The sequence below is a fragment of the Actinoallomurus iriomotensis genome (assembly GCF_030269445.1).
Classification (GTDB): Bacteria; Actinomycetota; Actinomycetes; order Streptosporangiales; family Streptosporangiaceae; genus Actinoallomurus; species Actinoallomurus iriomotensis.
Window position 1 is genome coordinate 360,494 of sequence record NZ_BSTJ01000012.1, and the last position, 12,930, is coordinate 373,423.

At 71.9% G+C, this 12,930-nt stretch carries 13 protein-coding genes; 10 read left to right on the forward strand and 3 right to left on the reverse strand.

Going from position 1 to position 12,930, the window contains the following annotated elements; all coding sequences use genetic code 11:
• Window positions 1-35: 35 nt before the first annotated feature.
• The 5 genes from QSK37_RS40615 (at window position 36) to QSK37_RS40635 (ending at window position 5,517) form a co-directional block, all read left to right on the forward strand.
• The gene (locus QSK37_RS40615) at window positions 36-1,553 is read left to right on the forward strand and encodes a bifunctional uroporphyrinogen-III C-methyltransferase/uroporphyrinogen-III synthase (protein WP_285578422.1); all 1,518 of its coding nucleotides are present in this window, start codon (window positions 36-38) and stop codon (window positions 1,551-1,553) included.
• Between the two features lie 20 nt (window positions 1,554-1,573).
• Window positions 1,574-2,563: a porphobilinogen synthase gene (gene hemB, locus QSK37_RS40620; RefSeq protein WP_285632009.1), complete on the forward strand. Its 990-nt coding sequence runs from the start codon at window positions 1,574-1,576 to the stop codon at window positions 2,561-2,563.
• 324 nt (window positions 2,564-2,887) lie between these two features.
• Window positions 2,888-3,478 (forward strand): bifunctional DNA primase/polymerase, encoded by a 591-nt coding sequence (locus tag QSK37_RS40625; protein WP_285632010.1) that lies wholly within the window; start codon window positions 2,888-2,890, stop codon window positions 3,476-3,478.
• 71 nt (window positions 3,479-3,549) lie between these two features.
• Window positions 3,550-4,839, forward strand: coding sequence for a glutamate-1-semialdehyde 2,1-aminomutase (gene hemL, locus QSK37_RS40630; protein ID WP_285632014.1), 1,290 nt, complete (start codon window positions 3,550-3,552; stop codon window positions 4,837-4,839).
• A 492-nt stretch (window positions 4,840-5,331) separates the two neighbouring features.
• Entirely contained in the window at window positions 5,332-5,517 is a 186-nt protein-coding gene (locus QSK37_RS40635; protein ID WP_285632015.1) for a hypothetical protein, read from the forward strand.
• Between the two features lie 10 nt (window positions 5,518-5,527).
• Here QSK37_RS40635 and QSK37_RS40640 read toward each other — a convergent pair whose 3' ends face one another.
• From QSK37_RS40640 to QSK37_RS40650, 3 genes are read right to left on the reverse strand one after another with little or no spacing between them, the layout of a single operon-like run.
• Window positions 5,528-6,445: a TIGR03619 family F420-dependent LLM class oxidoreductase gene (locus QSK37_RS40640; protein ID WP_285632017.1), complete on the reverse strand. Its 918-nt coding sequence runs from the start codon at window positions 6,443-6,445 to the stop codon at window positions 5,528-5,530.
• Window positions 6,442-7,320, reverse strand: a complete 879-nt coding sequence (gene dapA, locus QSK37_RS40645; RefSeq protein WP_285632019.1) for a 4-hydroxy-tetrahydrodipicolinate synthase — start codon at window positions 7,318-7,320, stop codon at window positions 6,442-6,444. The genes QSK37_RS40640 and dapA overlap by 4 nt, the downstream gene beginning before the upstream one ends.
• On the reverse strand, window positions 7,317-8,216 hold the full coding sequence (locus QSK37_RS40650) for an EamA family transporter (protein ID WP_285632029.1): 900 nt from the start codon (window positions 8,214-8,216) through the stop codon (window positions 7,317-7,319). Before QSK37_RS40650 ends, dapA begins: the two co-directional genes overlap by 4 nt.
• Before the next feature lie 73 nt (window positions 8,217-8,289).
• Here QSK37_RS40650 and QSK37_RS40655 point away from each other — a divergent pair, with 73 nt between their 5' ends.
• The 5 genes from QSK37_RS40655 (at window position 8,290) to resB (ending at window position 12,929) form a co-directional block, all read left to right on the forward strand.
• Window positions 8,290-9,219 carry a LysR family transcriptional regulator gene (locus QSK37_RS40655; RefSeq protein ID WP_285632031.1) on the forward strand — a complete coding sequence of 310 codons (930 nt, stop codon included), beginning with the start codon at window positions 8,290-8,292 and terminating at the stop codon, window positions 9,217-9,219.
• A 126-nt stretch (window positions 9,220-9,345) separates the two neighbouring features.
• The gene (locus QSK37_RS40660) at window positions 9,346-9,978 is read left to right on the forward strand and encodes a histidine phosphatase family protein (RefSeq protein WP_285632034.1); all 633 of its coding nucleotides are present in this window, start codon (window positions 9,346-9,348) and stop codon (window positions 9,976-9,978) included.
• 49 nt (window positions 9,979-10,027) lie between these two features.
• Window positions 10,028-10,603 (forward strand): TlpA family protein disulfide reductase, encoded by a 576-nt coding sequence (locus tag QSK37_RS40665; protein WP_285632037.1) that lies wholly within the window; start codon window positions 10,028-10,030, stop codon window positions 10,601-10,603.
• Window positions 10,604-10,613: 10 nt separating this feature from the next.
• Window positions 10,614-11,345, forward strand: a complete 732-nt coding sequence (locus QSK37_RS40670) for a cytochrome c biogenesis CcdA family protein (protein ID WP_285632040.1) — start codon at window positions 10,614-10,616, stop codon at window positions 11,343-11,345.
• A complete protein-coding gene (resB, locus tag QSK37_RS40675) occupies window positions 11,346-12,929 on the forward strand; it encodes a cytochrome c biogenesis protein ResB (protein WP_285632043.1) in 1,584 nt (527 codons plus the stop codon).
• Window position 12,930: the final 1 nt, after the last annotated feature.

Sequence of the window (12,930 nt, forward strand, 5' to 3'; positions counted from 1 at the left end):
GTACCGGCAGGAGGCCGGCCGGGGAGCCGGGCAGAGTGGCCTTTGTCGGTGTCGGCCCGGGAGACCCGGAGCTACTAACGCTGCGGGCCACGCGACTGCTCGGCGCGGCCGACGTCATCGTGGTGCACGAGGCGACGGCCTCGCTGTTCCGCGAGTACTTCAACCCGGCCGCGGAGATCGTCGAGCCCGGCACGGTGAACCCGGTCACCCTGGCCCGGTCGGCCGGCCTGGTGGCACGGATCTTCCTCGGCGATCCGGGCGTCGGGTCGGTGCTGGCCGATGAGGCCAAGGCCTGCGTCCGGGCGAACGTCCCGTTCGAGATCGTGCCCGGAATCTCGGCGATCACCGGTGTGCCCGCCTACACCGGCATCCCGCTGACCGACGGCAAGCACCGCGACGTCACCGTCGTCGACGCGCAGGAGGGCGGCGTCGACTGGACCGCCTACTCCGGCGCCGCGACCCTGGTCATCCTCGGCGCGGAGAACACCATCGGCGAGGTGGCCAAGGGCCTGATCGCCGCCGGCCGGTCCGACACCACGCCGGTCGCGGTCACCTCCATGGGCACCACGACCGAGCAGTACACCGTCGCCTCCACGCTCGCCCGCGTCGCCTCCGCCGCCAAGAACCTCGACGAGCCCGCCCTGATCGTGGTCGGCGACGTCGTCGGCTGGCGCGACAAGCTGTCCTGGTTCGAGACCAAACCGCTGTTCGGCTGGCGGGTGCTCGTGCCGCGGACCAAGGAGCAGGCCGCCTCGCTGTCGGAGCAGCTCCGCTCGTACGGCGCGGTGCCCGAGGAGGTGCCGACGATCTCCGTCGAGCCGCCGCGCACTCCGCAACAAATGGAACGTGCCGTCAAGGGGCTCGTCACCGGGCGTTACGAGTGGGTCGTGTTCACCTCGGCCAACGCCGTGCGCGCCGTACGCGAGCGGTTCGAGCAGTACGGCCTGGACGCCCGCGCGTTCGCCGGCCTCAAGGTCGCGGCGGTCGGCGAGCAGACCGCGGCGTCGCTGGTGGAGTTCGGCATCCGGCCGGACCTGATGCCGGGTAGTCAGCAGTCCTCCGAGGGGCTCCTGGAGGTCTGGCCGCCGTACGACAAGGACCTGGACCCGATCAACCGGGTGCTGCTGCCGCGCGCCGACATCGCCACCGAGACGCTCGTGGCCGGCCTGACCGAGCTGGGCTGGGAGTGCGACGACGTCACGGCCTACCGCACCGTACGCGCCGCGCCGCCGCCGCAGCCGATCCGCGAGTCGATCAAGGGCGGCGGGTTCGACGCCGTGCTGTTCACCTCCTCCTCGACGGTCCGCAACCTCATCGGCATCGCCGGCAAGCCGCACAACGTGACCGTCATCGCCGTGATCGGCCCGCAGACGGCCAAGACGGCGGAGGAGTACGGCCTGCGCGTCGACGTGACCGCGGACAAACCGTCGGCCAGCGCCCTCGCCGAGGCCCTGGCGGAGTACGGTGCCAAGCGCCGGGCCGCCCAGGTCGAGGCCGGCGACCCGTTGCGCAAGCCCAGTGAGATGCGGCGCGGAGCGCGTCGCCGAAAGTAGCCGCTCGAGAGAAGGTCGCAGTGTCCGCGCAGTTCCCCGTCGTACGTCCCCGACGGCTTCGCCGTACCCCCGCCATGCGCCGGCTGGTCGCCGAGACCCAGGTACGGCCGAGCGACCTCGTACAGCCGCTGTTCGTCAAGGAGGGAATCACCGAGCCGCTGCCGATCGGCTCGATGCCGGGCGTGGTGCAGCACACGCGGGACACCCTGCGCAAGGCCGCACACGACGCGGCGGAGGCCGGGGTCGGAGGGCTGATCCTGTTCGGCATCCCGGCGGTCAAGGACGGCCGGGGCTCGGGCGCGGACGACCCGGCGGGCATCGTGCAGAAGGCCCTGCGCGACCTGTCCTCGGAGGTCGGCGACGCGACCGTGGTGATGGCCGACCTGTGCCTCGACGAGTACACCGACCACGGGCACTGCGGCATCCTCACCTCCTCCGGCGAGGTGGACAACGACGCGACGCTGGAGCGGTACGCCTCGATCGCCGAGGCGCAGGCCGCGGCGGGCGCGGAGGTCGTCGCGCCCAGCGGCATGATGGACGGGCAGGTCGGGGCGATCCGCGCCGCCCTGGACAAGGCCGGCTACTCCGGCGTGTCGATCATGGCGTACGCCGCGAAGTACGCCTCGGCCTTCTACGGCCCGTTCCGCGAGGCGGCCGAGTGCGCGCCGCAGTTCGGTGACCGCGCGGCGTACCAGCAGGACCCCGCCAACGCCGAGGAGTCCCTGCGCGAGGTGTTGCTCGACCTCGACGAGGGCGCCGACATGGTCATGGTCAAGCCCGCCATGACCTACCTCGACATCATCCACCGGGTCCGCGAGTCGGTCCGCGTTCCGGTCGCGGCGTACCAGGTCAGCGGCGAGTACGCCATGATCGAGGCGGCCGCGGCCCAGGGCTGGATCGATCGTGGGCGGATCATCGACGAGACGCTGACCTCGATCCGCCGCGCCGGCGCGGACATCATCCTGACCTACTGGGCCACCGAGGTCGCCCGATCGCTCATCCGGCGCTGACGGTCGCCGGGCGTACGCCGCATCACCGGGTCGTCAGCCGCTGAGAGGCCGGGTCGGCCTCCGTGACGACCCGAGCCCATCGCGTCCTCTCATCCTTCCGCGCGGCTCTATCACGCCGCTCTCAACCGGCTATGCGGCACGACGTTGAGGTCACGTGTTCGCGGCTATCCCGGGGTTGTCGCGATCCCCCGAACCCCGGCAGGTCATCATCGAAGGTAAGAGGGTGGAGGGGGAGCGATGTTGGACACATCCGTCAAGAAGTCCGTCGCGCGATCTGGTGGCAGGAATTCCGGCAAACAGTCGGGGAAGCGACAAAAAGTGCACATGGGGGCCGCGGCCCAGCAGTACGCGGCCCTCGGCTGGCCCTGTTGTCCCGGCGCGCAGCCGGCCACCGACCGGACGCGCGCCTGCTCGTGCGACCGGATCGGCTGCCCGTCGCCGGGCGCTCATCCGGCGTCGCAGGTATGGAAGCTGCAGGCCACGGTCGACACCGACCGCGTCGGCCAGTGGTGGAACGCCGCGCCCGAGGCGAACATCATCCTGCCGACCGGCCGGGTCTTCGACGTCTTCGACGTGCCCGCGGAGGCCGGGCGGCTCGCGCTGGCCCGCATGGAGCGCGACCAGGCGCCGGTCGGGCCGGTCGCGGCGATGGGCGACGAGCGCTACCTGTTCTTCGTCGCGACCAGGGGAGCGCCGGAGGACGAGGACGAGTGGTGGTCCTGCCACCTCGACACCGTGCCCGAGAGCGTCGAGGCCACCCCGGGCATGCGCTGGCACTGCCGTGACAGCTACGTCGTGGCGCCGCCGTCGACGCTGCCGTTCGGCCGCGAGGTGAGCTGGGTGGCCTTCCCCGAGAACGCCGCGCTGCCCGATCCCCTGCGCGTTCTGGAGATCCTCGCGGACGTCTGCGAGTAACGCCGGGAGCCGCCTGGGCCGCCGGGCGGGTCCCGTCAGGCGCCGGAATCCGGTCTGGAAGACTCGACGGCGTGACTTCGGACCGGATTTCGCAGGAACTCTTCACGCGGGCGGGCGCGGTCGTGCCGGGCGGCGTCAACTCGCCGGTGCGCGCCTTCCGTGCCGTCGGCGGGACGCCGCGCTTCATCGCGTCCGCTCGCGGGCCGTACCTCACCGACGCCGACGGCAACGAGTACGTCGACCTCATCTGCTCGTGGGGGCCGATGATCCTCGGCCACGCGCACCCGGCCGTGGTGGAGGCCGTGCAGCGCGCCGCCGCGCTCGGCACGTCGTACGGCGCGCCCACCCGGGGCGAGGTCGAGCTGGCCGAAGAGATCGTCGAGCGGACGCCGGTCGAGCAGGTCCGGCTCGTGAGCTCGGGCACCGAGGCCACCATGTCGGCGATCCGGCTGGCACGCGGCTTCACCGGCCGATCCAAGATCGTGAAGTTCTCCGGCTGTTACCACGGCCACTCCGACGGCCTGCTGGCCTCGGCCGGCTCAGGCGTGGCGACGTTCGGCCTGCCCGACTCGCCGGGCGTCACCGGCGCGGCGACCGCGGACACCATCGTGCTCGGCTACAACGACCTGCCCGCGGTCGAGGAGGCCTTCGCCGCGAACGGCGACGAGATCGCCTGCGTCATCACCGAGGCCTGCCCGGCGAACATGGGCATCGTGCCGCCGCTCGACGACTTCAACCTGCGGCTCAAGGCCATCTGCGCGCAGTACGGCGCGCTGCTGATCATGGACGAGGTGCTGACCGGCTTCCGCGTGTCGCGGTCGGGCTGGTACGGCATCGACGGTGTGGCCGGCGACCTGGTGACGTTCGGGAAGGTCATGGGCGGCGGACTGCCCGCGGCGGCGTTCGGCGGCCGGGCCGACATCATGGCGAAGCTGGCCCCGGCCGGCCCGGTGTACCAGGCCGGCACGCTGTCGGGTAACCCGCTGGCCACGGCCGCCGGCCTGGCCACGCTGCGCGGCGCGACCGACGAGGTCTACGCCCGCGTCGGCCACGCGGCGGAGACGGTGGCGGCCCTCGCGACCGCCGCGCTGGCCAAGGAGGGCGTGCCACACCGGCTCCAGACCGCGGGCAACCTGTTCTCGATCTTCTTCGCCGACGGCGAGGTGCGCGACTTCGCCGCCGCCCAGCGCCAGGACGTCAAGCGGTACGCGGCGTTCTTCCACGCCGCGCTGGAGCACGGCGTCCACCTGCCCCCGTCGTCGTACGAAGCGTGGTTCCTGTCGGCCGCGCACGACGACGCGGCACTGGAACGCGTCGCCGAGGCCCTGCCCCACGCGGCCCGCGCCGCCGCCGAGGCCTGAGTGTGAGGCCGGTGGTTTCTACGCCCGGCACAGCACCGTACGCAGTGCGGCTTCCAGACCGGTCGCGTCGGCTTAAGTCCCGGCCTCGGTAGGCGATGACGCCGTCCGGGCGCACGAGTACCCCGCCCGACGGGGTGAGGCCGTAGGCGGCCGGCCAGGCGTCCTTCGGGGCCTGGAGATCCCCGTCGGGGCCGATGCGGAAGCCGTCCAGCCCGACGCCGAGCCGCCCGGCCGCCGTTCGGCCCGCCTCCTGCCACGCCGTGCCTTCGCTCAGCAGCACGAAGGCGCGGCCGAACAGCAGGGTGGCCGGGTCCAAGGGCTCGGCCACGGACTCGTCTCGCAGGCCGGGCGCGTGGCGCTGGATCATGTTCGCGTACTGCTGTTCGGCGTAGGCGTCGGCGAGCGGCCGTCGCTCGGCGTCGTGTAAGTCGAGGAGCCGTGGCCCGGCGCCGCCGTTCAGTGCCACCGCCGGTGGTGGCGCGATCGGGGACGGTGACGGCGAGATCGCTCACCTCGACGGCGGTACGGATGAGCCCCACGCACCGTGCGTCGGTCGCGTCCTGTTCGTCCCCCCGCGACTACGACGAGGAGGCGCTCGCGTTGTTCGTTGAGCTGTACACCAGGCTCAACGCCGGAGCCAGGGAACTGACGGGCGAGATCGGCGCCATGGACGACTGAGATCCGGGGCTCAGGGGGCGAGGGCCTCGAGGATCTCCTTGGCGCGTGCCGTGGCCGACTCGGGAGCGATGTCCGGATTGCCGACGAGCGGGTCCCAGTTGAGGTCGTAGAACAGTTCGGTGACGCCCTGCTCACCGAGCCATTCGACGTCCTCGCGGATCTGCTCGTACGTGCCGGTCAGGCGGACGCGTCCGCCCGCCTCGTCCCGCTGTTCCTCGCCGGCTCGTACGACGCCGCGGACCACGACGCGCACGGAGTCCGGGTCCCGGCCGGCCTCCGCGGCGGCGTTCCGTACGACGGCGATCTGCTCGTGGATCCTGGTCAGGTCGGTGGCGCTGCGGCTGATCCAGCCCGCGCCGAGGCGCCCGGCGCGTTTCAGGGCGGCTTCGACGGTGCCGCCGAGGAGCACCGGCGGGCCCGGCCGCTGCACCGGCTTGGGGGCCATCCGGCTCGGCGGGATCGTGTAGAACTCGCCTTCGTACGAGCTGACCTCGTCCGCCCAGAGCGTGTGCAGCGCGGCCACGTACTCCTCGGCGCGGGCGCCACGGCGTTCCATCGACGCGCCGCTGGCGATGAACTCCTCGCGCTGCCAGCCGGTGCCCAGGCCCAGGTCGAACCGTCCACCGGACAGGACGTCCAGCGTGGCCGCCTGCTTGGCGAGATAGGCCGGCGACACGAACGGAAGGTTCAGCACGGCGACGCCGAGCCGGATCCGGGAGGAACGGGCGGCGGCGAAGGTCAGCGCGCCGAGCGGGTCCAGAACGCTGCGGTAGACCGGCGCCATCGCGTCCTTGTCGGCCGGCGTCAGCAGGCGGTGGAACGACCACAGCTCGTGGTACCCGAGTTCCTCGGCCCGGCCGGCGAAGTAACCGAGGTTGTCCGGGCCGGCCCATGCGCCCGCGACCGGGGCGCCGAATCCGATCTTCATAGGGTCCATCCTGCGTCCAACGCGGCCAGCGCGTCCATCGCCGCGTCGAGCGAGTCGGCGGCCGGAGCACGCAGCGGCGCCCGTACGGCCGGGCGGGCGATCAGGCCCTGCCGGGCCAGCACCGCCTTGATGACACTCGGCGACGGCTCGGCGAACAGCGCGCGGGTCAGCGGCAGCAGCGAACGGTGCAGCGAACGCCCCCGCTCGGCGTCCCCGGCGCGTACGGCCGAGATCATCGCGGCGAACGCGGCCGGGGCGACGTTCCCGGACGCCGCGATCCCGCCGGCCGCGCCCAGCGCGAGCATCGGGTACAGGAAGGCGTCGTCGCCGCACAGCACGTCGCGGCTGCCGGCCAGCAGGGTCAGTGTGTCGGCGTCCACGGATCCGGGGCAGTGCTTGACGCCCGCGACGTGATCGGCGGCCAGCAGCGCGAGCAGGGTCTCGGCACGCAGCGTCTTCCCGGTGCGGTACGGGACGTTGTAGACGACGAGCGGGACGCCGGTCGCGGCGCCGACCGCGGCGAAGTGCTCGACCACGCCCTCGTCGGTGGGACGCAGGTAGTACGGCACGACCGCGAGGAGCAGGTCGGCCGCCTCGGCGCGTTCCTTCGCCTGGCGTACGGAGTCGTCCGTGCCGGCCGTTCCCGCGCCGACGGTCAGCGGTGTGCCGTACGCGTCGCTGACCCGGCGGCAGACCTCGACGACGGTGCGGCATTCGGCCTCGGTCAGCATCGGCGCCTCGCCGGTCGTGCCCAGTGCGACCAGGCCGGCCGCGCCGTGGTCGAGGATGTGGTGCGCGAGCCGTTCCAGCGAGGGCACGTCGACCGCCCCGTCGTCGGTGAACGGGGTGACGAGCGGCACGTGCACGCCGTTCATCGGACGCCCACCGGCTGCGGGACGTTCTCCGGGCCTCCGACGCGGCGGCGCCGGACGCTGCCGAGCGCCACGCCGCCGACGATGAGCACGGCCGCGACCATGTCCGTGACGGTGATCCGCTCGCCCAGGAACAGCGCCGCCGAGGACATGCCGAACGGCGGCACGAGCAGGGAGTACATCGCGACCTGCCCGGCGTCGTACCGGCGCATCAACCGGCCCCAGAGCCCGAAGCCGACCAGCGTCGAGATGTAGGCGATGTAGAACAGCGAGCCCAGGGCACCGAGAGAGAGGTGGGCGAGCGCGTGCGCGTCCGCGCGTGGCCCCTCGAAGATCAGGGACAGGCCCAGCAGGGGGAGGGGCGGCACGAGGCTGACCCAGACCATGAACGCCAACGCGTCCGGCGGACCGGCCGTGCGCAGGCCGATGTTGGCGAGCCCCCACATGCCGGCCGCCACGACGCACAGCACGAACGCGAGAAGCGGGCTGCCCTGGCCGAGCGACAGGCCGATCAGCCCGATCCCGGCGAAGGCGACGACCATGCCGGCCACCTGCGTCCGGCGCGGGCGCTCACGCAGCATCACGGCCGCGAGCAGCGCGGTGAACAGGGCCTGCATCTGGAGTACCAGTGAGGACAGGCCGGCCGGCATTCCCATGTGCATGCCGATGAACAGCAGCCCGAACTGCCCGACTCCCAACGGCAGCCCGACGAGGACGAACCAGCGCCAGGGGATCGCCGGGCGCCGGACGAACAGGACGGCGGGGAAGGCGGCGGCGACGAACCGCAGACCGGCGAAGAGCAACGGCGGCAGCGAGGCGAGCCCGACGTCGATGACGACGAAGTTGACGCCCCAGATCACCGCGATCAGCACCGCGACCGCGACGTGGCGAGGTTTCATAAGGCCGATGCTGCGCCCGACCAATATTTAGGACAAGCGACTATTTATTAAGACATATATGTAGTATTGCTTCATGCTCGATCTCGACCGTCTGCGCGCTCTCAGCGCGGTTGCCACGTACGGGTCGGTGAGCGCCGCCGCCGACGTCCTGCACGTCACGACCTCCGCCGTCTCCCAGCAGGTCGCCAAGCTCGAACGGGAGACCGGACAGAAACTGCTCGAACGCTACGGGCGCGGCGTGCGCCTGACCGACGCCGCCGAGCTGCTGGCGGCGCACGCGGAGCGCATCCTCGCGATGGTCGAGGCGGCCGAGTCGGACCTGGAGGCCCAGCGCGGACAGGTGGTCGGAGAGCTGGCCGTGGCGGCGTTCCCCACGGCCGCGCGCGGCCTGCTGCCGCCGACGCTGCGCGCGCTGGGCCGCGAACACCCGCGCCTGCGCGTGTGCCTGCGCGAGCAGGAACCCCACTCGGCCGTGCCGCTGGTCGTCCGCGGCGAGGTCGACCTGGCGGTCGTGCAGGACTGGTTCAACGTGCCGCTCGCCATTCCGGACGGGCTGCTCAAGGCGGCGGTCGTCGACGACGTCGCGGACGTGGCACTGCCCGGCGACCACCCGTTCGCCGCGCGTTCGGTGATCGATCTCGGTGATCTGCACGAGGACTCCTGGATCGCCCAGTCCCCGGGCGCCATCTGCCGCGACTGGCTGGTCCACACGCTGCGCTCGGTGGACCTCGAACCCCGCATCGACCACACCGCCGACGAGTACGCGACCCAGCTGGCGCTGGTCGAGGCCGGACTCGGCGTCGCCGTCCTTCCCCGCCTGGGCCGCTGCGACGTCCCCGCGGGCGTCCGGATCATCCCTGTCCGGCCGGCCCTGACCCGGCACGTGTACGCGATCTGGCGCGCCGAGGCCGCCCGCCGCCCGGCCATCCGAGCCGCGGTCTCCGCCCTCCGCGCCTGCGCCCCGGCGCTGGTCGGCACCACCGCCGAGGACCCGGCGGCCTGAGAGGCCCGTGCGGAACCCGCCGGCTCGCGGTTTCCAAAGGTGGGCGGCGGGGTCAGGAAGACTTCACCAAGGCGCGCCACCCGGCTGGTCCGTGAGCGCCCGCCGGCCGGTAGTGTGGGGCGCGCCATGAAGACGATCGTCCATCTGCTGCGCCACGGTGAGGTGTACAACCCCGAAGGGGTGCTGTACGGGCGCCTGCCGGGCTACCACCTCAGCGACGACGGTCGGCTCATGGCCGAGGCGGCCGCCAAGTGGCTCGACGGGCGTGACATCACCGTGCTGTGCTCCTCGCCCATGGAGCGCGCGCAGGAGACCGCGGAGCCGATCGCCGAGACGCTTCGCCTTCCGGTCGGCATCGACGAGCGGCTGATCGAGGCCGGTAACCACTTCGAGGGCCACACGTTCGGGGTCGGCGACGGGTCGCTGCGCCGCCCCCAGCACTGGCCGTACCTCTGGAATCCCTTTCGTCCCTCCTGGGGCGAGCCCTACGAGCAGATCGCCCGGCGCATGCTGGCCGCCATGGCCGACGTGCGCGACGCGGCCGAAGGGCACGAAGCGGTCTGCGTCAGTCACCAACTGCCCGTCTGGGTGACCCGCCGCAAGGTCGAGGGCCGCTCGCTGTGGCACCACCCGGCCCGGCGCCAGTGCGGTCTGGCCAGCGTCACGAGCTTCACGTACGACGACGGCCGCATCGTCAAGGTGGACTACGCCGAACCGGCGGGGGCGCTGTCGCGGCGCCCCAATGTGCCCGGCGCCTGACCCCTCGGGCACAATAAGTACTACGCCCTGTAGTAGTAGGAGTCTCACCGTGATCCGACGTGTGTTCACCGTGCCGGCCGTCGTCCTCCTCGGCGGTGTTCTCGCGGGCTGCGCGGGTGCCTCGGCCGTGCAGAGCGGCGCGGGCGCGGGCGACTCGCGCTATGTCGCCGGCGACAACGTCAGCGAGATCGTCAAGGACCGCAAGCCCGCGCCCGCGGTCCAGGGCACCACGCTCGACGGCAAGCCGTTCAAGCTGTCCGACTACACCGGCAAGATCGTCGTGGTGAACTTCTGGGCGTCGTGGTGCGCGCCCTGCCGTGCCGAGGCGCCCACGATGCAGAAGATCTCCGACGAGAACAAGGACTCCGGCGTGCAGTTCGTCGGCGTGGACATCAAGGACGGCAAGGACAACGCCCAGGCGTTTCTGCGCACGTACAAGATCACTTATCCCAGCCTGTTCGACCAGGCGGGGCAGATCGCGCTGGCGTTCCGCGACATCCCGCCCAACGCCGTGCCCTCCACGCTCATCGTCGACCGCAAGGGCCAGATCGCGGCCCGCGCCATCGGCAGCGTCTCCTACACCTCGCTGCGCGACATCGTCACGCGTCTGGCGGCGGAGAAGTGAGCCGGGCGACGTGAGTACGGTCACCAGCGGCTCTCTCGTCCTGGCCTTCCCCGTAGCGGCGGCGGCCGGGCTGGTCTCGTTCCTGTCCCCGTGCGTGCTGCCGCTGGTGCCGGGTTACCTGTCCTACGTCACCGGGATGACCGGCGCCGACCTGGCCGCGCAGCGGCGTGGGCGGCTGTTGCTGGGCGTGGGCCTGTTCGTGCTGGGGTTCACGGTGGTGTTCGTCAGCGCCGGGCTGGCCTTCGGCGGCTTCGGCGCGCTGCTCCAGCGGCACGCGACCGTGCTCACCCGGGTCCTCGGCGCGGTCACGGTCGTGCTCGGCCTGGCGTTCATGGGGTTCATCCCGGGCCTGCAGCGCACGGTGAAGTCCAGCCGCCTGCCCGCCGCCGGTGTGGCGGGCGCGCCGCTGCTCGGCATGCTGTTCGGGCTCGGCTGGACGCCCTGCATCGGGCCGACCCTGGCGGCGGTCCAGGCCATGGCCTACAGCGAGGCGAGCGCCACGCGCGGAGCGCTGCTGTCCTTCGCGTACTGTCTGGGGCTGGGCGTGCCGTTCCTGCTGACCGCGCTGGCCTACCGCCGGGCGCTGGGCGCGTTCGGCTTCGTCAAGCGGCACTACCAGGCCGTGATGCGCGTCGGCGGGGGGATGCTCGTCGCGATCGGGCTGCTCCTGGTCACCGGTGCCTGGGCCGACCTGACGATCAAAATGCAAGGCTGGGTATCCGGCTTCAAGACGGTGATCTGATTGACGACGAGCACGGACGCCCCCGAGGCGCAGACCTCGCCCCAGGCCCCACGCGAACGCCCCGTGGGCATCGGCCTGCTCGGCTGGCTGCGCTGGGGATGGCGGCAGCTGACCTCGATGCGTACGGCCCTCGTGCTGCTGTTCCTGGTCGCGCTCGGCACGGTGCCTGGATCGTTCCTGCCCCAGCGCGGGCTGGCGCCCGAGAAGGTCAGCCAGTTCTTCCAGGACCACAAGACCCTCGCGCCGTGGATGAACCGGCTGTCGCTGTTCGACGTCTTCTCGGCGCCGTGGTTCGCGGCGATCTACATCCTGCTGTTCATCTCGCTCGCCGGCTGCGTGCTGCCGCGGTCCTGGCAGCACTACCAGCACATCCGGTCCCGGCCGCCGAAGGCGCCGCGCAACCTCGCCCGGCTGCCGCAGACCGCCACGTACGAGACCGAGGCGGCGCCGGACGAGGTGCTGGCCGAGGCGGCGAAGGTGCTGAAGGACCGGCGGTTCCGCGTCGACTCCCATGACGACCACGTCGCGGGCGAGAAGGGGTACCTGAGGGAGACCGGCAACCTGGTCTTCCACCTGGCGCTGCTGGTGCTGCTGTTCGCGGTGGGCTCCGGGGCGGCGTTCGGCTACAAGGGCAACGTCATCGTCACCGAGGGCGAGGGCTTCTCGAACGCGCTGACCTCCTACGACGCCTTCAAGGGCGGGAAGGCCTTCTCGTCCTCCCACCTGCCGCCGTTCACCGTCTGGCTCGACTCGTTCAAGGCCGCCTACCTGCCCGACGGCCCCGACCGCGGGCAGCCGACCGCGTTCTCCGCCAAGATCCGCTACCAGAAGGACCTGAAGACGTCCGTACGGCCGTACGACCTGCAGGTCAACCACCCGCTCAACATCGACGGCGCCCGCGTCTACCTGCTCGGCCACGGCTACGCGCCGCAGTTCACCGTGCGCGACGGCAAGGGGCAGATCGCCTTCCAGGGCGCGGTGCCGTTCCTGCCGATGAACGAGGCGACGTACGCCTCCGAGGGCGTCGTCAAGGTGCCCGACGCCCAGCCGGACCAGCTGGGCTTCATCGGGCTGTTCTGGCCCACCGCCGTCCCCGACGCGCAGGGCAAGGTCACCTCGGCGTTCCCGGCGGCCTGGAACCCCCAGGTGGCGCTGTTCGCCTTCAAGGGCGACCTGGGCCTGTCCAACGGCGCCCCGCAGTCGGTGTACCGGCTCGACACGGCCAAGCTCAAGCCGCTGCTGATGGGCAACAAGGTCAAGCCGCTCGCGGTCGGCAACACCGAGACCCTGCCCGGCGGCGCCGGTTCGATCACCTTCAACGGCTACCGGCAGTACATCACCCTCCAGGTCAACCACGACCCCGGCCGCGTGCCCGCGCTCGCCGCCGGCATCGTCGCGATCCTCGGCATCGTCACCTCCTTCCTCGTACGGCGCCGCAGGGTGTGGGTCCGTGCACGGGCCGACGAGGGCGGGCGTACGGTGGTCGAGGTCGGCGGCCTGACTCTCGGTGGCGCCACGCCCGAGTTCGACGCGATCGCCGAGCGGCTCCGCGAGGCCGCTCCCCCAACCCCTGACGAGGAGTGAC